Origin of the sequence: Chryseobacterium cheonjiense, from assembly GCF_012927265.1 — a bacterium.
GTDB lineage: Bacteria > Bacteroidota > Bacteroidia > Flavobacteriales > Weeksellaceae > Chryseobacterium > Chryseobacterium cheonjiense.
Window position 1 is genome coordinate 2,015,094 of record NZ_JABBGF010000001.1, and the last position, 21,696, is coordinate 2,036,789.

Sequence of the window (21,696 nt, forward strand, 5' to 3'; positions counted from 1 at the left end):
TAACATATTAAGACCAAATGATTAAAATCATTTTCGATAGTAGTCGATGTCTAGCTTCAAGTTCCTCAGGTCCAAATTTTGACATAGGTAAAATGTCTAAATCAAATCTTGATTTAAAATTTTTCAAATCTAAATTTGAATGATAAGTATCTGAATTTAAAGTTGCATTCCAATATAAACTTTGAGCATACGTCTTTAGTTTATCCACATATTTTTCATTTCCACTTGATTGATTCGAATTACCGCGTAAAAGTAATAATCCACCCAATCTATTGCGCTCTCGTTCAAAAATCTCTTCATTTTCAAACATTAATAAATTCTCTTCATTATATGAAAGTATATGTTCAATATGATGTCCATTTGCATAGCCATTATTTCTTACAAGATTATTAAAATTATTCTGCATTTCTGCAACAGCATTTTTAGTAAGAAAATATTCTATTCGTGCTAAAAAATAACGACTAAACCTAGTATTTAAATCAGAATAACCTACATCTTTGAAATAATTATAATTAAAAACCTCTGTTACTTCTGTATTTTTTGCAGTTTTCAATGAATCAATCAAATATTTATCAAAAACTATTGATATTAAATCAACTTCACTATCTCTTATTTCTGAACTTATCTTATAAATTAAATTTGTAAGTAAATTATTCGAATCTGCCTTCTGAAGTTGCAAAAGACAAAATATACGATCTAAGTGATATGATACTTCTTTTATTTTATCATCTTCTTTGCTATCATTATGTTTAATTGAGCTTAAAATTAATATATAGATATTACTCAGGTCATTTAAAAAATTAAAATATAGATGCTGGTATTCTTCTTGAAATATATCTTTTAAATCACGTATTTTACAATATAAATTTGTAAAATATATAAAATCGTTTTGTATAAATTTCTTTATTTCAGCAGGATTGCGGTGTAATTTAAAATAAAGATTTGATTCATTTTCAAAGAGTGCTTTATGATAATTTTTTTCTGTATATTTTTCAAGTGCAGATCTAGTATCTACTACTTTTGATCTGATATAACTAGAAAAAAATTTATCAATCTCATCAGAATCATCATCATTTCCTACACCAACTTTAACAATTTGGGTTTCCCAAATATCATTTAATTTTAATAATTCTAATTCATCTTTATCGATTTGTCCTAACAGCTTACCTTTTAGTATTTCATGGGGCTTTAAACGGACACCTCTATCATTAATTACTTCAAAAACCATTGGAACATCTTGCTGAGATACTTCTAATCGTAAAATTTCAATCTTTCTTAATAGATAATAAATGAATGCATCAAATTTATGTAAATTTGTTATTTCTCTTTCAATATAACTCTTAATGATTTTAGAATTGTTAACCATATTACTGCCTGTAACACCATTACTCTCGATATCTGAAAAGTTTATATTATTTAATAATGCCTCAAGAGTTTTTACATGTTTAGTATGATGTACCCAAAAATTCTTATTAGGCCCTGAAACCCCATACACTCTTGCTTTAATCCATTCTTGTAACTCACTATTAAACTTTATCGCTAACTGATACAATTGAATAAATAGTAAAGTTAGTGTTGTAAATCTCTGTTGCCCGTCTACTAAATAGACATCAGTTCCAATAGTATTGGTAACATAAGTATTTAAAAAATAACTACTAACTCTTGCTGCTATGGTTTCTGCATTAACTGAATTATCTTTTTCACAAATTTTATCATAATCCTGATTAAACTTATAAAAAATATCTTCTAATAATCTTTCCACGGGGTCTTTTGACCATTTATAGTGACGTTGATAAAAATCAATAAAATAATTAGTAGACGAAAAAACTTGTTCTAAGTTTTGAGGGCTTGGAATAATTGACATATTTTTAGTTTTAGACATTTGACGTAATATCAAATGTATGGTTATAGTTTTAAAGTAATTTTTAGTTATTAAATGGCCACCCCGTCAATAAACACATCTACAAAATCCTACACTTTCTAAATTATCCTTCTTGCGATCATTAAAACAGTTTATATTTATTTCCAAAAACTTATATAAATTTATTATATTCACAATGATAAAATTTTATCTCAAAAAAACTTCTTACAATTGAATAAAAAATTGATTTTTCATTTCTCAATTTTCACATAGACTCTTCATTAGGTTAATTTCTGACAATTCTACTACTCATATTAAGTTTTCACTTTATAAATAATTATTGGATAACTTTCACAAACACTCCAATCACTTTAAAATTCAACGTTTCTTCGTCCCTTAAAACAATTGGCTCATAAGATTTTGTAGATAAGGGTTTCAAGATAATCTCTTCATGATGCCATCCTTCTTCATCAACTGCTTTTTTACTTGAGTATTTTTTTATGGTATAATGAGCTCCGGTTTCACTGTCAAAAATATCACTGCCTTCAACCAAAATAATTAAACCATTTCTACTTCCTCCTGTATATTTCCTAAAAAGACAAAAACTACCATTAGGAATTACTTTATTCATTGATTCTCCCACAACTTTACAGATAAAATAATCTTGTGGCGAACTTAAATCCGGAACTTCAATAAATTTTGAATCTCTTACCGCCTGAAGATCAGAAAAATTACCGGCAGCGATTTCTAAATCATAAAAAGGAACAGTATGTTCATTAGGCTCATCTAAAATCTTTAATAAATTTTCTTGTTTAATTTTTTCCTGATATATCGGAATGAATTGAGAAAAATACTTGCGTAAATTAGGATTACAAACATAGATATATGTCCCCTCAATTCCTCTTAACAAAATCGTTTTGTAGATATTAATAACAAAATCTAACAAAACTTTAGAATCTTTAATGGAGTTTTTTCCATTTTTATCTTTGTATCTATCTTTATAGACTATGAATTCCTGATTTTCAAAATCATAATCAAGCTCAGGTCCAATAATAACCCCTGCGTAATTGAGATCATACCCCTGTGTTGTATGGATACATCCTACTTCATTTATGGCATTGGTAGAATTGACCCAATCTTTATCAGTACTGTTCCACTGCAAAAAAGTATCCTCTATAACAATATCAAACTTGGATTTATCATTTTTAGAAATCCATTCCCAAGCAAAACCAGCAACCATTCTTGATAACTTTTCCTCTTTTTCTTTTAACTGTATTTGATGCACCATTTCATTAAGATTATCAAATAGTTTAAGATCGTAAAAGCCAATATTGATTTTTGGTATAATACTGTTTATATTTTCATCAAATAACTGATGGATTAGTTTAACATAATTATTTCCACCTTTTACCCGAAATTGGGTTAATAGTTTTTCATTTCTTGTCGTTGGAAGATTTTTTAGATCATAAAAACTTTCTTTTGTTACATCAGAAGGCTTAATAGACTGGAACTGGTCATAAAAAATTATGGACTTTTTACTTTGTAATTGTACCCAGTCTAATTCCGAAGAAGTATTTTTATCAAGACCTAAAGCTTCAGAATTCTTATCAAAAGTTCCAAAATAGGAACCTAAATTCACTCTTCTTCGCAAACGATGACCTTCATCTACAATTAGCAAATCATATTTTTGCTTTACAATTTCGGAAGGTCCAATGACCATTTTACTTGAGAGCCCTTTTATATTTTTAAAGACATTAGAAATAGTCTGGCGAAAAGAAGCCATGGGAATGACAAGAGCCATGCTTAACTCGCCATATTTTTGTTTTACCAATTCTAATAAATGAAAAATATCTTTATCATTTTCATCAAAATCTGATTCATTAAAATCATCCAGATTTGTTTTTAAAAGTTTAAATAAGAAAATAGCTAAAATAGATTTACCCGTTCCCGCACCTCCTTGTATAAGACTAACTTTTGCATTATCATCAAGAAGGCAATTCAGAATCATTCTAAGTCCCTTTATCTGTTCCCTTGATAAAGATTTATAAGGTGAATATTTGAATAAATCAGAATTATCAATATCGTGAAGATAATGTCTAGCAATACCTAAGGTTTTTAATTCCCCCCAAATGTTCTTAAACAATTCCCAATAGATTTCTTTTTGCTGATAATATTGATGATTGGAAATACCTAGATTACCATTTTGCAGAGAATACGTTCCATCTGCAGAAATATATTTAATAAGATTCGATTCAACATCTAAAGTTGCAGATTTATTAAACTTATCACTTAAAATTAAATTGACAGTATTTAATCTCTGCTTTCTTTCACTTTTAGAATGTGTTTTTAATCTGCTGAGAACATCTGTTGTTTCACCTACATAAGCCTCTTTAGTTTTATTCTCTTCTAAAAAATAGACGAGTGGCCAGTTAAGAAAATCTCTATGATTATCAATTATTTCAGATTCCAGATTATTGTCAAAAGGATATTGTCGAATAGAAAAGTTCATAAATTAATATTAATTCTACAATTCATTATATTTTGTTGCATTACCTCTTGATTTATCAACCGGATATTTTTCTGCATTTTTTCTAATTTTATCTAAAATAATTTCGTGAATATCTAAGTCATGCTTATTGGCTAAAAGTAAGGCATACATCAGAACATCAGCTAATTCTTCTTTAAGCTTATCAATGTTAAAATCTTCATTTTCTTTCCATAAAAATAATTCTAAAAGTTCTGAAGCCTCAACAGATAAGGCAACAGCCAGATCTTTCGAGTTATGAAATTGTTCCCAATCCCTTTCATTCCTGAATTTTATTATTTCGTTTATAAGCGTGGTCATATTTTCCATAATTTCTAACTTTATCAAAGTTTAGACTATTAAAACTAAACTCCCTTAATATGATCAAAGATATTAATAGCTTTTCACTCTTTAAAGTATTTACAGTACTATTTGCAATCAATAGAATAGTAAATTATGCATTGAAGATCTACATTAAGTTAATATTTCGTAAAAATTGAATTATAGAATTGCAGCAACGCATTCTGCTCGGTAAGAACAATTTTCATGGTAAAAGTTTTTTTTTCAAATATAAATAAAAAAACAATTTCAGTTTAAGGAAAACCGTAAAGATATTATGATTTATCCAACATTACTGCCGTGATATACAATTATAAAACCACATTCCGTACAAACACTTACCCCTCAATTTGGTCATTTTCACGGATTCGCAAATCACAATTTGTCCCGAACTTTACTCTGTTATTTTAAATGAATAATAATCAGCATTCACTAACAAAAAACAAACAACCAAAAACAAAAATATCATGACAAATCCAACATTAGATGCTTATCAGCAGATATTCGGGATGGCCTGCCTTGTGGGCCGTTCCTCAGGGTACAAAGGTACCGCGAGTGAATTACAGCAACAGCTGCAGTACGATCTTTCTTTCTACCTGAATAATGTTCCGCCAGTAACCATTCTGGGACAGACCGGTCCTTCTACCGCCGATGCTTCGGTTACCCCGGTATTGGGCAGCTGGAACCTGGTTTGGGGACCTGCCCTGTTGCAGGAAAACAACGATGATGTTTCCGATAATGCCGTATTTGTAGCGCAGTGTGATGCCGTGGCTTTTCCGGGCGGACCTGTAATGCCAACCTACGTCGTAGCCATTGCCGCCACCAACCCCGATTCCTTATACGACTGGGAATCTGAAGATTTTTCCGTTTCACAGGTGGTCAATTGGAGTACCTACAATCCATCCAGTTTCAGTCCATCCGATTACAACGGTACCGATCCCTATATTTCACTCGGAACCGCTACCGGAATCAGCAATCTTCTGGGACTTACGACTGTAGAAACTGCCGCAGCTCCGGGAACCACACTTGAGCAATTCTTAAGCAGTGTGCAGCTTTCCGAAAATACTGCTGTAATTTTCTGCGGCCACAGTCTTGCGGGAGCCCTCTCTCCTACTTTGGCGCTGTATCTTACGGAACAGAAAAAACTGGAGGCTTTTAATCTTACGCTGGTGTATCCTACTGCGGGAGCCACTCCGGGAGAAACCAATTTTGCCAACCTTTTCAATACTACATTTCCCGCATTGCCATCCGGCTGGGAAAAGCAATCGCTTCCTTACCAAAGCTGGAATACGATGCACTGGAATGACCTGGATGTCGTACCTCACGCCTGGCAGAAACAGGATTTGCAACAGATAGCCGATCTTTACGGACCATCACCCAATTTCTGGACTGAAGCCTCATTGCTGGCACTTCAGACGTATGCAATCGTAGACTCTACAAAGTCGGGTGCCGTTTATACCCGGATTCAAAACAGTTCGCTGCCCGGAACGCTTCAGCATTCAATGGGAACCTCCGCAATTAATGTTCCTCCAAAATCAATACAGGATTTTGTAGAACAGCTGTTCATCCAGCATGTTGAAATGTATTCCGGTATTCCGGCCAACGGTTCAAATCCTGAAGTTACCGGACTGATCCTTCCGCAGCCTTTGCCACCATCATCCTACACCGGAATAGTTCCGGGCATTTCTCCCGTAACCGAAGCCGAAATGATCGCAAGAATCATTTCCCAGATCATTGGCTGGATTTCCAAACATGCCTTATCAGACATGAAATACGTAGTGAAAGAAGAAAAATAACGCCGATATATTGATTTCATATAAACCACCTGTTACGGATTTGCTGTAACGGGTGGTTTTGCTTTTGGTAACGATGCCTTCGAGAGCCAGGCATCGTTCCTGTACAATTCCTAGATAACATTAACACTTCAAAGGTGGCTGAGGCTCTCGAAGCCACCTCTCCTACAGACCTCAGGCATCGTTTCTGTAAAATTATTAGATAAGAGTAATACTTCAAAGGTGGCTGAGCTATTGATGGCACTCTGCCTTCGAGAACCTCAGGCGTCGTTTCTGTACAATTTTAGGTAACAACAATGTATTAAAGGTGGCTGAGGCACTCGAAGCCACCTCTCCTACAGAACCTCAGGCATCGTTCCTGTACAATTTTAATATATCAAAGGTGGTTGAGGTATCGATGGCACTCTGCCTTCGAGAGCCTCAGGCATCGTTTCTGTACAATTCTTAGATAACAGCAATACTTCAGGGTGGCTGAGGCTCTCGAAGCCACTTACCTTTCATCCGTAAGATCTTTGTAAGCAATGGCTAATGGGGGAAGAAGTTCCGGAGTACCGTTAATCAGCGCTTCTTTCTTTTTCCTGTTCCATCCCTGAATCTGTTTTTCGCGATAGAAAGCAAGATCGATCCGGTCATATTCTTCGTAATAAACCAGTTCTACCGGGAGTCTCTTTTTGGTATGGTTAGCACCTTGCCCTGTTTGGTGCTGCATGATCCTGCGGTGAAGATCATTTGTGCTGCCGGTATAATAGCTGCCGTCGGAACAGAGAAGAATATACATCCATCCTTTCATAATTTGTGTTTTTTGTATATCCAAAGATAAAACTTTTGACATTATACTCTGCCTTAGAGAGCCTCAGACGTCGTTTCTGTACAATTCTTAGATAACAGCAATACTTCAAGGTGGCTGAGGCACTCGAAGCCACCTCTCCTACAGAACCTTAGGCATCGTTCTGTACAATTCTTAGGTAACATTAACACTCCAAAGGTGGCTGAGGCACTCGAAGCCACCCCTCCTACAGAACCTCAGGCATCGTTCTCTTCAATGTTGAGATAATAGTAATACCTCAAATCTAAAGGAGGCTCTAGAAGCCACATAAAAAATCTCCACCTTGAGGTGGAGATTAGCGCTAAATCAACGTTAAACTGCCCAGATGGATGCTACTGGAAGCCTGGGTCTCTTCAGAATTATGAAAATAGCTCCAGACCTGAATTTCTTTTCCGGTATAGATAGCGGGAAGCGTGATGTCTGCCGTAAGAGCAGCACGTAAGGCTACCGATTCAAAAATTTCAAAGCGGTCGAGCTCTTCACAGTAGCAGACAACATTTACAGGGTCATTTTCTGAAGCATTGCCCTGTGCGAAATTATTTTCCCAGGTAAGCCTGATGATATTGCCAGTCTGCGTCACAGCAGCCACATTCTGAAAACCGGTAAGATCCCCTTTCGTAATCAGTACTTTATTGTATACCAGTTCAGGAATATCGTCCGTCATCTGTATAGCTTCACTAATGGTATACGATACAGCCATATTTACCCTTGATTTTGATCCGCTCCCCGATCCGAAATACCGGGTCTGGATATTTTTTAGCGGCTGCAGGAAACCGATGACCAGCTTAAATTTAGCCTGCTGAATCTGCTGTTTTTCACTGGGAGGCCTGCTGCTTGGTTTCGGAGTACTTCTGATGATGTCCTGTCCGCGCCAGTTTGCTCCTACAATAGTTCCTACTTTTCCTGAAAATCCGCCAAGGATTCCTTTTGTTATTCTTGCCATTTTAAATTATTTTAAAGGTTAACGGAACGAAGATATAACGGAAACTTCATATATCAACCTGTGATGAAAAGCGTGACCGGTTTTGAAGGGAAATGCTTATTTTTGCACGGTTTAGCTGTTCATTTCTTCGGGAACAGTTCCCGAAGCAATATACAAGGATTGCAAAACCATATGCGACACCATTGTACACCATCAGACCATATAAGTTAATTTTTGAAAAAAAATACCCTCATTTTCTGAGGGTAGTGTTAAAAAAAGATTTCGGGTAAAATATCTTCCGTCCGATCCTGATATGAGGAATTTTCTGGGATTTCCTTATCCTAAATAATGTGCTGTCGCTGATATTCAGAAGTCTTTTGACATAAGCACTGTCATAGTACATCACTTCATTTTCTTTTGATTTTTTAAGATGTGCAAGGATTTCGGAAAAATTTCCAGTATAGCCTTCATTAGCTGATCTTTTGGCAACGGAGGTTGTGATTGGTTTTTCATATTGTGTTCTTCTTTACATTAAAATAAAATGGGCTTTTTTAGCTCAAACGTCAGAGATTTAATTTTATTGTGGCATTGTTGTAACCGGCATCCGGCCTGTAAAATTTCATTATTTTTATTTTAAATCCAATACTTTTTATACGTGTATAATTTTCTTTAAAAACGTTTTTATACATTACGAACACCAGGCTGTTATGAAAATAAATTAATAATTTTTTTTAAGTCTTATACGGGTATTTTTTTCATCATATTAAATTCATTTCATTTCCTTTGTCCGGTGACATATTTTTTCTAATTTCGCCCCGGATTTTTAAGAAAGATTCCAACCCGGAAACAAAAAAAATCATCTTTAATAATACGACACCTTTTGTCGTGTATGGGATTTAATTTTGCTGCAAACGGAATCATCCTCTTAACATCCAATCATTAATAAAAACAATAAAACCATGATAAACCTATTCTTATCGGATCATCATCTAGTATTGCTCCGAATCTTTTTAAGAACAAAATTTCTCAGTTCTTAATAAACACTTTTTCATTTCAACAACAACAGCTTAACCATTAACACTACGTATGAAAAGACTCTATTCCAGTGCACTGATTGCATGCACATTCCTGAGCATTTCCGCCCAGGAAGTAGTCTGGCAGAAAGACATCAAATCCTCCACGCAGGATTTTCTTTCCCAGGTTACCACTACCATTGACCAGCAATATTTGATAACAGGCAGTTCTATCCACCCTTCGACAGGCTCAGGGTCCGCAGCCGAAAGCCAGCAGCCGAATAACGGTTACGATTTCCATCTGATCAAACTCAACCAACAGGGAGAAGAGGTTTGGGAAAAGTATTTCTCAGGACAAAACCACGATTTCTTATCGGCTACCGTGAATACGCAGGACGGCGGGTTCCTTATTTCAGGAACTTCATTCAGCAGTAAGGGGTTGGATAAAAAAGAAGAGTCCAAGGGCGGATCGGACATCTGGCTGATCCGGATCAATGAATTCGGGGATGAATTGTGGCAGAAAACAATCGGAAGCAATTCTGATGAAGAAGCCAGAGCGGTGATCCAGACGACCGATATGGGATTCTTTGTGGCAGGGAATATTCAAAATTCTGAAAAAGGTTACGGATCGAAAGATGTTCTGATTGCAAAACTGGATAAAAACGGAAAAGAACTATCACAATTAATTTTAGGCGGAAAAGGATTGGATGAAGTAGAGAAGATGATTCCCACGAAAGATGGCGGAGCATTGCTTGGAATCTATTCAAGAAGCAATGCTGGAGGATCTAAGAAGACAGAAAACTTCGGTGAGGGTGATTACTGGATTGTTAAACTTTCTAAAGACGGCAAAGTAGAATGGGAAAAGAATTTCGGAGGAAAAGGTGATGACCATGTAAGAACATTGGCTTTGACTTCCACAGGATACTTAGTTGGCGGTGAATCAAGATCGGAAAGATCCGGAAATAAAACCGTGGGTATTGAAGAAGGAACGGACCTGTGGCTGATTTCTTTAAACGAAAGAGGCGAAGAAATCTGGCAGAAATCCTACAACTTCAGGAACCGGGATGTGCTGATGGGAATGAGCGTGCTGCATGCTTCAGATGATAAATCATCAAAAGGCATTTTACTGGGCGGATATACCCAGGCTGAAGGACGGATAGAAAGTGATGATGAAACGTTCTGGATGTTGTATCTGAATGAAAAGGGAGAAGAACAGTGGAGAAAATATGTGAAAGGAGAATCCAAGAAAAGAGAGGAGCGACTTTCTGATATTAAGCTCAACAGAGACGGATCCATAATTCTAGCGGGAACCAGCGCAGAGGAATTGGGGAAAGAGAACTGGAAGATTGTCAAGCTGGGCGACAGACAGATTGACCAGCTGATCGAAAAGCAGGATATTAAGATTTACCCGAATCCGGTGAGTGAGTATACATATGTAGAAATCGGCTTCCCTTCGACAAGCTCAGGGACCACTCCTTCGACAGGCTCAGGACAGGGGTTTGAAGCAGAGATTATTGTATATGATATGGGAGGAAGACAGCTTCAGAGCTTAAAAACAAAAAATAAAGTAACCAAGATCAATACGCAGAACCTTATTCAGGGGGCGTATCTGGTAACGGTGAAAACGAATGATAATAAAACAGCGAGTGCTAAATTGATTAAGAAGTAAACATCATGAAAAAACAAGTAATATTAATTTCTCTACTATTTAATGGATTCTTTACTATGCAAGGACAAATGTCTGGAAGTAATCCAATTACGAGTGAGATCAAACCTGTTTCACTTCCACTAGCGCCTGAAGCTTATTCTCTTTTAAAATTTGATATTAATCCTGTTGACTTAAGTACAGGCATCCCGGATATATCGGAAAATATTTATTCTGTAAATGTAGATGCCCATATCAATATTGATCTCAGCTTAAAATATCATCCATCCGGCATTAGAGTAAAAGAGCTTTCTGGCTTGGTAGGACAAGGGTGGAATATCAATGCTGCAGGTGCAATCACAAGAGAGATCAATGGTTTACCCGATGATAAGCCTATGTATGGTATTTTGGATAATGGTTTTGAGAACGCACTTGCACAATATGGAGCATCACATAGTGAAACAGCAAAATATCTTTATGATTCCAAATACGGAAAAGAAGATGTAGAGTATGATCTTTTTCATTTTAACTTTTTAAATCATTCAGGAAGTTTTAAATTGAATAAAAACGGCAGCGGAGAATATATCGGAAGAGGCGGGAATTATAAAATATCTTACGAAAGGGACTCAAATGACCAAAACAGAATTTCCAAATTTAGCATAACAGATGATTATGGATATATTTATGTTTTTGATAAGAAAATTATTGATGGAAGGATAACAACAAGATCCTTAAACTATGAGCAGATGCATCAATGCCTTTCTTATAGTCCGATGGAAAGCACTTTGTTACCTCCGCCGTATACCATGTGGTATTTAAGTGAGATAAAAAAATATAACAATTCGGTTTTGTGTGAATTTGTATATAATGCATATACGGAAGTACCTCCTCCTACCAAATCAGAAGAGATTAATCTAAGAATGGATAATCTTTATATTGCTGATCTGGGGCAAGACGAACAACCTTTACCTGAAGATGCTGATGCCGCTCAAACCTGTGGTCCTCTTTTTTGTAATCATAGAAGTTTACTTCCGCGTTATTCGTCTACCGTAATTCAGAACTCAGCAGGACTTGTTTTAACCAAAATCAATATTACAAATAAAGGAACTATAGATTTTAATATTGCTAATAATAAAATGGAATCCATTTTAGTGAAAAATACGGAGGGCAATACCATCAAAAAAGTAGAATTTGATTTTCTTACAACAAGTAACGGAAGAAGATTCCTTAAAAATCTCTTTATCAAAGATAAAAACAATGCACAGATGTATAAGTACTCCTATGAATATGAATCGCCGGAGATGCTTCCATCCGTAACTGTAGATAATTATGATTATTGGGGATATTTTAATAATAAACCAAATACAAACTTAATTGTTGAAGGCAAAAATATTATTACGGAAAATAAATGGGCGGATAAAAATTTTGTTCTTACGGGAGTATTGAAAAAAGTTATTCTCCCGACGGGAGGAACTAAGGAATTTACCTTTGAATCTAACACCTATTCTAAAGAGTTGGTTAATCCTAATCTAAAATATGATGTGAGCGAAAATAGAGAATCAAAAAGTTACCATATTTCAAAAACTATTTTGAATGGAACTAATACAAGTAATGGAATGCCTGTAGAAAATGCTCTTATTTATGTGAAAGATTTTCAAAAGATAAATATCAATTATTCTGCTTCACAATATCAGAATATTGCGGATGTCTCTGAAATTTTTGTTCAATTAACTCCAATTATACTAACTGCTGATCCCGCACATCCGCTGATGGTTTTTCAGAGCCAGATTGATAATGCCCCGGAAGATCCTTCAAGAGCAAAAACCTATATAAATCTAAATAGCTCAACCAGCAATAGTGTTGAGTTATATAGTAATGGATATTATAGAGTTTCATACCATCACATTAACAATTTGCAATACAACCCGGTTACCTATAATCTGGATGTTTATTATTATGAGCTAAAAGATAATATTCAATATTTATACGGTGGAGGATTAAGAATAAAGCAGATCAAAGTGGCGGATGGAAATAGTAGTTATTTGAAAAACTTTGATTACAGTAATCCTTCTAATTCCAAACAATCCAGTGGAGAAATTATCAATACTCCGGTTTTTACAAAACTTCAGAATTATAAGTGGTCTCAGGTTGTAGGACAAAGTTTATCGGGATATGGTATTGTACCTGTCACCACGCAATATTTAAGCGCTAATGATCTGGGATACTCATCTGTTAATGCCATAAAGGGCAGTTATGTTAACTATAAATATGTTAAGGTGAGCGATGATAAAGGAAAGATTGAAAATATGTTCTCTGGATATTCAGATTATACGGATATAACTTATGATGATCTTTTCTATCCAACATATAAGTTTCATAATCAGGATTACAAAATTGGTTTACCAAAAAATAATAAAATCTACAGCGCTAATAACACTTTATTAAAAAGCACCGATAACGATTTTGAGATAAAAGATTTTACGGCGACCCTTAATAGTAAAGTATTTGATAATAACGGAGGTTGTTATCTACAAAACGGTCCTTGGTCTTCCAGAGTTAGTTCTTATAATACGTACATGGCTAATCTTAACAGCCAACCCTACCCATCTTCTGATTGTGGAAGTAATCCATTATCCTCATTAATTACAATGAATTCCTTGGTTAAATATGGTTTTAGCGGAGTAAAGAAAAACACAGAAATTGAGTTTTTTGGAAACAACAGTTTTGAGACAATTACACAAAGTACCTATAACACCCGCGATTATCTTACTAAGAAAACAATGGCATCCCCAGATAATAGCATTACAGAAACTACCTATCAATACGCCCACGAGAAGAACAACCAAAAGCTGATCAATGCCAATATGATTGGTATCCCTTTGGAAACGGCAGTAATAAAAAAGCAGAATGCTTCTGATCAGGGAAAAACCATTTCCAGAACCGAAACCAAGTATGACAATGCAGCCAATCTATTTCCAAGCTCGGTGGTTTCCTATGATTTGCAGAGTACAGCTTCTACGGAAGTTACTTACGATCAATATGACACCAATGGCAATCTTCAGCAGTACACGACAAAAGATGGTATTTCAACAGTTATTATCTGGGGCTATAATCAAACCCAACCGATTGCCAAGATAACAGGAGCTAAACTATCCGATATCCAGCAGTCTCTTATCAGCAGTATTGTAAATGCTTCCGACCTGGACGCTTCCAATCCATTGAATGAGCCGGCATTGATCACAGCGCTGGATGATTTCAGAAAAAATTCTAACATGGCAAATTATCAGGTAACCACTTATACCTATGATCCACTAATTGGAGTTACCAGCATTACCCCGCCATCGGGAATCAGGGAAGTGTACATTTATGATGCTGCCAACAGATTGAAAGAAATCAGAGAAAATTCTGCCACCGGCAAACTGTTAAAAGAATTCAAGTACAACTACAAAAACTAAAACGATGAAAAAGATATTAATTCCAATTGGCGCTTTGCTGGTGTCAGGTGTATCCCATGCCCAGCTGAACAATACGGAAAACTACGTCTATACAAAAACCTATTTAGATTATAACGGAACCACCGCTGCCAAAACTTCAGAAACCGTTCAGTACTTTGACGGTTTGGGAAGACCCAAGCAGGTGGTGAATGTAAAAGCTTCCCCACAAGGGAAAGATGTGGTAACCCATATCGAATACGATGGTTTCGGAAGACAGGTGAAAGATTATCTCCCGGTTCCCCAGCAGGGAACACAGAATGGAGGCATTTACACCTCTCCGCTGAGCAATGCCACCCAGCCAACGCTTTACGGTCCGGAGAAAATCTTTTCGGAGAAAATTCTGGAAAGTTCACCTTTAGACAGGATCTTACAGCAGAAACAGGTGGGTAATGATTGGAGCAACAAACCCGTACAGTTCGGGTATGATGCTAATATCCAGGGGGATTATGTGAGGAAGTATGAAACTTCTACCACCTGGATTGAAGGCAGAACGCAGACCTCTGTTCAGCTCCTGCAGTATTTTTTACCCAATCAGCTGTACAAGAATACGGTTACTGACGAGGATGGCAACAAAACCATCGAATTCAAAAACGGAGAGGGTCAGACGATTCTGGTAAGAAAAGTAATAAGCCCTACAGAAAATGCCGACACGTATTATGTGTATAATGAATATAACCAGCTGGCTTTTGTCATTCCTCCTTTAGCATCAGCTCCTACTGTTGAAAGCACTACGGTAGAAAATCTCTATTACCAATACCGTTACGATGGGAGGAACCGATTGGTAGAAAAGAAGCTTCCGGGCAAAAGCTGGGAATATATGGTGTATGATAAGCAGGACAGGCTGGTCCTCACCCGTGATGCTAACCTCGAAGCGCAGGGAAAATGGCTTTTTACAAAATACGACCAGTTTTCACGGCCTATTTACACAGGTTTGGTGTATAGCCCTCCGGGCAGAGCCCAGCAGGTGGCTGCTGTAGAAGGATTGGGATCTAATAATGAAGTAAGGACTACTTCCAGTTTTAATAATACGGGGATGGATGTGTATTATACCACCAATTCAGCCTATCCGCAGTATAATTATACCCTTTTGTCTGTTAATTATTATGATTCTTACCCGGGATACAGCTTTAACCCATCTTTCCCGACAAATATTTTAGGAGAACCCACCCTCACCGAAACTCCTACTGCGGAAGGCTTGAGCACAAAGAGCCTTCCGGTGATGAGTTTGGTGAAAAACATTGAGGATGATAACTGGACGAAAAATTACACCTACTACGACAAAAAAGGAAGAGCCATCGGAAGTTATTCGATCAATCATTTAGGCGGGCGTACCCAGACAGAATCCAAACTGGATTTTGCAGGAGCTGTTCAGCAGAGCATCACCCGCCACAAAAGACTGAATACGGATACCGATAAAGTGATTACCGAAAACTTTACGTATGATACGCAAAACAGATTATTGACTCATACCCATCAGGTAGACAGCAACCCTGTGGAATATTTAGCGCAGAATACGTATAATGAGCTTTCCCAGCTTTCCGGAAAAAAAGTTGGGGGAATATCTCCTTCCGCTCCGTTGCAGGATGTCAGTTACAAATACAATATCCGGGGGTGGATGACCAAAATTAATGATCCCAAAAACCTTAATGGAAAGTTATTCGGATATGAGATTAAATATAACCAAGTAGAGGGACAACAGACTCCCGATCCGTTTGATACGAATTTAAAAGTATTGCCTAAATATAATGGTAATATTGCTGAAGTAGATTGGCGTAGCAATACCACATCAGGGGATTATTTAAGAAGATACGGTTACGTGTATGATAAGCTTAACAGGTTATCAGCAGGCTTTTATCAAAGAGAAGACCGTCCTTCTGCTCAGGAATATTTTGAAAAAATAACCTACGACTTAAACGGCAATATCACCAACCTGAAAAGAACAGCATCGTTGGATGGCAATACTACAGCAGGATTAATTGATAATCTGACCTATGGATATTTTAATAATAACAACAGCAACAGGCTGAAGACCGTCACCGATTCCTCCACAGATTATAGGGGGTATCCCGATGTTTCAGGGATTGAGATAGGGTATGATGATAATGGGAATATGACGAGCCATCAGGACGAAGGAATTCTTCAGATTGATTATAATATTCTGAATCTTCCGAATTATATTAAGTTCGATAAGCTCTACTACACCAGAGGGGTTTGGCAGAATGTTAATACTCAGTATTTTTACAAGGCCGATGGAATAAAACATAGAAAAGAATACCGCTACAGTGAAAACTCTGTTTATAGGAAGAAAACAACAGATTATCTGGATGGTTTCCAGTATGAAGAGATCCAAAATGTGAGTCCAAATACATTGAAATTTGTTCCGACTGCGGAAGGGTATTTTAATTTTGAAAATAATAAGTATATTTACAATTATGTTGATCATTTAGGGAATGTAAGGTTAAGCTACTTTAATAATGGAACCAACGTAGAAGTTCTTGAAGAAAACAATTATTATCCTTTCGGGTTGAAACATGAAGGATACAATGCACTGGCAGGAAATTCTTCGTACCAGTATAAGTATCAAGGGCAGGAGTTACAGAATGAAACAGGCTGGTATAGTTTTAAATGGAGAAATTATATGCCTGATGTAGGAAGGTTTTTTAACATTGATCCTTTATCTGAAAAATATGCTTATCAATCACATTATAACTTTTCTGAAAACAGGGTTATTGATGGAAGAGAGTTGGAGGGGTTAGAATGGGTATCAAGTAGAAACTTAGAAGAAAAGACTGTCAATCTGCATCTTACATACAAATTGGCAAATAATACTATCAATGCTTTAACAAACAATCAGTTAAAAACTTTAGTATCTGAAAGGCAAAATGCAATAAATACAATCGTAGGGGGAATGACATCTGAAGGATATAATCTTAGTTTTAGTTTTACTCAAAGTGAAAAAGCCACAATAGTATGGGACTATAATATGGGATTCGATACTACAAATGTAGTTGACTTAAATAACGCGCCTAAATCTGATATTGAATTCGCGTTAACTACAGCACTTGGAATGACTGATGTAATAGGAAATACACAAATAAATAGAACACAAATAAGTGTAAGTAAATCAGAACATTTTTCATGGAATGAAGATGGGCAAATTGAATTTGATAAGGATGACCGATCAACTATTGCCCAGACTGGAGTGCATGAAACATTACATGAACTTGGATTAGGACATTTGGATAAGGAAACTTTAAAGGATCCCAAAAATATAGTTCAAGCCCATCCTATTGGTACGGTTGTTACACCACAGCAAAGATCAACAATTATAAATAATGTAGAAGAACAGCAAAAAAAATAATAGTCAAATAATTATGAATAATATATATAAAATTTACTTGTTAATTTGTTTTTTATTCTTAACAAGTTGCTCTAATATACATTTTTTATATGAAAATGAGAGTTTATCAAACAAGATAGAAGGAATATCAAAAGTATTGTATGATAAATATGATCTTTATAAAGATGAAAAATCATTAATTGTATTTGAATCGAACTTTAATAATGTAGTGAAAATTATTAATGATAATAAAATTATCTTTAATCGCAACATTAAGACTAAACCAACACTAGGATTTGCAGCTCCATGTATTATAAATAATTTTAGTGATGTTTCAATTTTTATTGATAATAAGAAAAAAATTACGTTAAAACCAGAAAATATAAATAATTATAAATTTATTTATATTAATAAACATGGAAATAGGTATAGTATTTTATTTACAAATAAAGCACATAGCTATAGATAAGCGATAATTAAATGATATTAGAATTGCTTATTTCTTCATCTAATTTAACAATAAAACTTTAAATAGTTAATAAAATAGATATTACCCTGAACTCTCGGATTTATAATGCGTGAGAAATAAACAAATAACCCTCGCATTTTGCGAGGGTTATTGTTTTTATAGAGCTGCTACATTTTTATTAAATAAGTCTTTAAATTTTTTGGTGGTAAGTATTTTACCATAAGTATAAATATTTCATCCATCCAATATAATTATTTAAATTTACCGAAGAAGATCACTCAAAATGTCCAGATAACAGATTATGTGTACTGTGCAGACGGATTGAAAGTGAAGAAGTTCTTTAATGGCTTAGAAACCGATTACCTGGATGGCTTTCAGTATAAGTTTACTTACGGTTGGGAAATTGAATCGGGTACGGATGCGATGAGGCTGAGAATCATCCCTACTTCGGAAGGCTATTTTGATGGATTAAGAAACAGGTATTTTTACAATTATACCGATCATCTTGGAAATGTAAGATTAAGTATTGACTAATTCAATTTAAATTACCTGCTTTCGCGAATTTGTAATCCGTGAGCGATAATAAATAAGAGGCTGTTTTTTAAGGCAGCCTCTTTCTTATCAATTCTAATTTTTAAAATAAGTAAATTTACAATTATGTTTGTAATTAAGTTATAATGATCTGTTTGAAAATATTATATAATTATATATCAAAAAAATCACAAATGTTATCAAATATTTTTTAAATCTGAATAGGCTTAAAATAATCAATCTACCATTTTTCTGTATGTCTGCTTCACTCATGAGTCAGCAAATTAATGATAAGTTAGTGTTTAATAATGAATTCATTTCAGATAAAAATCACCTTGTAACAAATAAACCTTAAGTTATTCAAACGATGAAATTGCCTTGACTTTCTATAATGTATTACAAGAAGCTGATCTATCTGTTCAGTATTATATTATAAATCCTGATTTAGGATATGTTGTCTCTTCAGAGAAACTAATGAAGGCATATCTTTTATCTTTGTAAAACTACGAACCCTGATAAATGAAACTTTTCTGAGTCTTCTGTTAGAGAACACGATAACATAGGCTAATGAAGAATCAACTGAAAAGGATTACTGTTTACTTATATTATTTGTTTATTTTCTACTTAATTATAAATTTTGAAATTTAGTTTCAATTTGAAATTTATGACTTCGATTTTTTTAATTAGTATTTTAATTATGGTATAAAATTAAATTAATAATATTTTATTAATACAATAAATTGCTAAGGATTATAATATATTTGCATACTTAAACCTAATATGATATATAAAACTTTTCTTTTCTTTAGTTTCATTTTATCCTTTCCTGTTTATTCTCAATTAGCATATCTTCCTGATTATAGCTGGGGAGGAAGTTTCGGTGATGCAGAATTCGATTATGCAAACAAGGTTACCACAGACATATATGGTGATGCTATTGTTACAGGAAAATTTATAGGTCTTGTAGACTTTGACCTAACTGCATCTTCAACTAATCTTGGGAGCGCCGGACAACCTGCTATATCATTGGCTAAATATTCACCGGACGGATCATTAAAATGGGTAAAAAAAATTCAGTCCAATCCTACTTCTGATAACTCACCGCATATCAAATCTATTGCAACCGACTCTTCAGGTAATATCTATTTGGTAGGATATTTTTATGGAGTCGTTGATTTTGATCCCAGCCCCACAGCCACAAAAATGCTGGCAGCAGTTGGGGAAATAGGTGCTTTTATTGTAAAACTCGACAGGAATGGTATTTTAGTCTGGGCTGGAAGCATAGGAAGTGATCTCTCAACTTTCAGTGCAAATGGAGTTGCTGTCGACAGCCAGGATAATGTTTACATAACCGGTGGATTTTCAGGAGACGGAGATTTTGATATTACATCCGGTGTTTTCAACATGGCAAGTGGAAATGGCCAGGCAACTTTCATATTAAAATTAAATAAAGATTCGCAATTAATCTGGGGAAAAATAACTCAGGGAATAGGTGGCGATAGCGGAATATCTGTTGCTGTAGATTCTGCATCTAATGTTTTTATTACCGGGACTAATTCCGGGACTAATGATTTTGACCCAAGCCCGGGTGGAACATTTAATATTACTACTTTAACTTCGGGACAAGTCTATCTGTTAAAACTGGACAGTAATGGGAATTTTGTTAATGCAGGAGTAGTTTCAGCCTCCGTGCAAAGTCATCGATCCAGATCAACACAAGTAAAAATAGACGGGAATAACAATGTTATTATTGCGGGCTATTTCTCAGGCACATTAGATTTTGACTTTGGTACATCTGTTAATCAAATGACCCAGTCCGGTAATGTTCCTGTGTACGATGCCTTTGTTCTTAAAGTGGATAATAATTTAAATTATCTTTGGGCTGCAAAACTCGGAGCAGAGTTTGCTGATGGTATTAACGGGTTAGCCATTGATCAAAATGATAATATTTTGTCGACCGGTTTTTTTGAAGGAATCATTGTCAATGATTATACGGGAAGAGATGGCTCAGAAATTTTTATCTGGGCGCTTAGTCCTGCGGGAAATCAGATCGATCTCGAAGACTATGTCGGGCCAACCAATATCGATAAAGGAAATGATATTGCGGTTGATAAATCAGGAAATGTGTATCTGGTTGGCGAATTCATGGCAAGCCTGAAAGATATGACCATTTTCGATTATCAGTCTGTTGGCATGCTTGATGGTTTTGTAGTAAAACTTGGAAATGCCCCGGTTCAGCAACCTGCAAATATTCCGCCTACAGCAATAAATGATACATTTACTGCGGATGGAAACAGTTCAAGCATACATAATGTACTCGCAAATGATCTGGGACTTTCCGGTACAAATATTGTTAAAATTGTATCACAGCCGTTGCATGGAACTGTATCTATAAATGCTGCAGGAATGGTCACCTATACTCCTACAGCTTCAGCGTGGGGCACCGACAGTTTTAGTTATACAGTCGAAAACGGCAACGGATTGGTCTCAAACGTAGCCGTTGTAAACCTTACAAATGCGAATTTAGGAACAGAAGAAATAGCATCCGACCACGAGCTTAAACTTTATCCTAACCCTGCAGTTAATGTAGTTTCCATAAGTTCTGCATTAAAAATAACCTCAATTGAGGTCTTTGAAATTTCAGGGAAGAAAATTTTCAGTGTTAAAAATGTACATAGTATTGATGTTTCATCTCTGATTTCAGGCATGTATGTATTGATTGCTGAAACAAATGATGGAAAGCGTTTCAAAAAAACATTCATTAAAAAATAATTACACAATTAAAGCTAATTTTCCATATTATGTGAGTAGTAATTTATAGGCTATTTAAGAAGTCAATACCTTGAGCATAATCTCTAGCTCGCATCTTGATAAAATAAAGTACCACCGTAATGCTAATAGAACTCAAAAATTTTAGATTCCACATACAAAGGAAATTG

Annotated in this window: 13 protein-coding genes; 7 read left to right on the plus strand and 6 right to left on the minus strand. The window is 35.3% G+C overall.

From position 1 onward, the window contains the following. Positions 1–7: 7 nt before the first annotated feature. From HHL20_RS09125 to HHL20_RS09135, 3 genes are all read right to left on the minus strand, one after another. A complete protein-coding gene (locus HHL20_RS09125) occupies positions 8–1,864 on the minus strand; it encodes a DUF262 domain-containing protein (RefSeq protein WP_169230822.1) in 1,857 nt (618 codons plus the stop codon). A 334-nt stretch (positions 1,865–2,198) separates the two neighbouring features. Next, positions 2,199–4,370 carry a DNA/RNA helicase domain-containing protein gene (locus HHL20_RS09130; protein WP_169230823.1) on the minus strand — a complete coding sequence of 724 codons (2,172 nt, stop codon included), beginning with the start codon at positions 4,368–4,370 and terminating at the stop codon, positions 2,199–2,201. Positions 4,371–4,385: 15 nt separating this feature from the next. After that, complete coding sequence (locus HHL20_RS09135) at positions 4,386–4,715, minus strand: nucleotide pyrophosphohydrolase (protein WP_169230824.1); 330 nt, start codon at positions 4,713–4,715, stop codon at positions 4,386–4,388. Between the two features lie 476 nt (positions 4,716–5,191). Between HHL20_RS09135 and HHL20_RS09140 the strand changes: the two genes are divergently transcribed. Further along, positions 5,192–6,520 carry a lipase family protein gene (locus HHL20_RS09140; protein WP_169230825.1) on the plus strand — a complete coding sequence of 443 codons (1,329 nt, stop codon included), beginning with the start codon at positions 5,192–5,194 and terminating at the stop codon, positions 6,518–6,520. Positions 6,521–7,007: 487 nt separating this feature from the next. Here the strand turns inward: HHL20_RS09140 and HHL20_RS09145 are convergent, their stop codons facing one another. The 3 genes from HHL20_RS09145 to HHL20_RS09155 form a co-directional block, all read right to left on the minus strand. After that, positions 7,008–7,307 (minus strand): GIY-YIG nuclease family protein, encoded by a 300-nt coding sequence (locus HHL20_RS09145; RefSeq protein ID WP_169230826.1) that lies wholly within the window; start codon positions 7,305–7,307, stop codon positions 7,008–7,010. A 337-nt stretch (positions 7,308–7,644) separates the two neighbouring features. Then, the gene (locus HHL20_RS09150; RefSeq protein ID WP_169230827.1) at positions 7,645–8,286 is read right to left on the minus strand and encodes a DUF6266 family protein; all 642 of its coding nucleotides are present in this window, start codon (positions 8,284–8,286) and stop codon (positions 7,645–7,647) included. Positions 8,287–8,515: 229 nt separating this feature from the next. Then, entirely contained in the window at positions 8,516–8,668 is a 153-nt protein-coding gene (locus tag HHL20_RS09155; protein WP_169230828.1) for a helix-turn-helix domain-containing protein, read from the minus strand. 683 nt (positions 8,669–9,351) lie between these two features. Here HHL20_RS09155 and HHL20_RS09160 point away from each other — a divergent pair. The 6 genes from HHL20_RS09160 to HHL20_RS09185 all read left to right on the plus strand — a co-directional run bounded on the left by HHL20_RS09160 (position 9,352) and on the right by HHL20_RS09185 (position 21,529). Further along, positions 9,352–10,947 carry a T9SS type A sorting domain-containing protein gene (locus HHL20_RS09160; RefSeq protein WP_169230829.1) on the plus strand — a complete coding sequence of 532 codons (1,596 nt, stop codon included), beginning with the start codon at positions 9,352–9,354 and terminating at the stop codon, positions 10,945–10,947. A gap of 5 nt (positions 10,948–10,952) precedes the next feature. Further along, a complete protein-coding gene (locus HHL20_RS09165; protein ID WP_169230830.1) occupies positions 10,953–14,378 on the plus strand; it encodes an RHS repeat domain-containing protein in 3,426 nt (1,141 codons plus the stop codon). 4 nt (positions 14,379–14,382) lie between these two features. Further along, the gene (locus HHL20_RS09170; protein ID WP_169230831.1) at positions 14,383–17,778 is read left to right on the plus strand and encodes a DUF6443 domain-containing protein; all 3,396 of its coding nucleotides are present in this window, start codon (positions 14,383–14,385) and stop codon (positions 17,776–17,778) included. 13 nt (positions 17,779–17,791) lie between these two features. Continuing rightward, positions 17,792–18,226, plus strand: a complete 435-nt coding sequence (locus HHL20_RS09175) for a hypothetical protein (protein WP_169230832.1) — start codon at positions 17,792–17,794, stop codon at positions 18,224–18,226. A 303-nt stretch (positions 18,227–18,529) separates the two neighbouring features. Next, a complete protein-coding gene (locus HHL20_RS09180) occupies positions 18,530–18,760 on the plus strand; it encodes a hypothetical protein (RefSeq protein WP_185194805.1) in 231 nt (76 codons plus the stop codon). A gap of 777 nt (positions 18,761–19,537) precedes the next feature. Beyond that, the gene (locus tag HHL20_RS09185) at positions 19,538–21,529 is read left to right on the plus strand and encodes an Ig-like domain-containing protein (protein WP_169230833.1); all 1,992 of its coding nucleotides are present in this window, start codon (positions 19,538–19,540) and stop codon (positions 21,527–21,529) included. Positions 21,530–21,696 lie beyond the last annotated feature (167 nt).

Bases quoted from the DNA above. Each gene is read 5' to 3' on its own strand.
- HHL20_RS09130 (WP_169230823.1), bottom strand. From the start codon at position 4,370: ATGAACTTTTCTATTCGACAATATCCTTTTGACAATAATCTGGAATCT.
- HHL20_RS09125 (WP_169230822.1), bottom strand. From the start codon at position 1,864: ATGTCAATTATTCCAAGCCCTCAAAACTTAGAACAAGTTTTTTCGTCT.
- HHL20_RS09185 (WP_169230833.1), top strand. From the start codon at position 19,538: ATGATATATAAAACTTTTCTTTTCTTTAGTTTCATTTTATCCTTTCCT.
- HHL20_RS09175 (WP_169230832.1), top strand. From the start codon at position 17,792: ATGAATAATATATATAAAATTTACTTGTTAATTTGTTTTTTATTCTTA.
- HHL20_RS09170 (WP_169230831.1), top strand. From the start codon at position 14,383: ATGAAAAAGATATTAATTCCAATTGGCGCTTTGCTGGTGTCAGGTGTA.
- HHL20_RS09140 (WP_169230825.1), top strand. From the start codon at position 5,192: ATGACAAATCCAACATTAGATGCTTATCAGCAGATATTCGGGATGGCC.
- HHL20_RS09145 (WP_169230826.1), bottom strand. From the start codon at position 7,307: ATGAAAGGATGGATGTATATTCTTCTCTGTTCCGACGGCAGCTATTAT.
- HHL20_RS09150 (WP_169230827.1), bottom strand. From the start codon at position 8,286: ATGGCAAGAATAACAAAAGGAATCCTTGGCGGATTTTCAGGAAAAGTA.
- HHL20_RS09135 (WP_169230824.1), bottom strand. From the start codon at position 4,715: ATGGAAAATATGACCACGCTTATAAACGAAATAATAAAATTCAGGAAT.
- HHL20_RS09160 (WP_169230829.1), top strand. From the start codon at position 9,352: ATGAAAAGACTCTATTCCAGTGCACTGATTGCATGCACATTCCTGAGC.
- HHL20_RS09165 (WP_169230830.1), top strand. From the start codon at position 10,953: ATGAAAAAACAAGTAATATTAATTTCTCTACTATTTAATGGATTCTTT.
- HHL20_RS09155 (WP_169230828.1), bottom strand. From the start codon at position 8,668: ATGTACTATGACAGTGCTTATGTCAAAAGACTTCTGAATATCAGCGAC.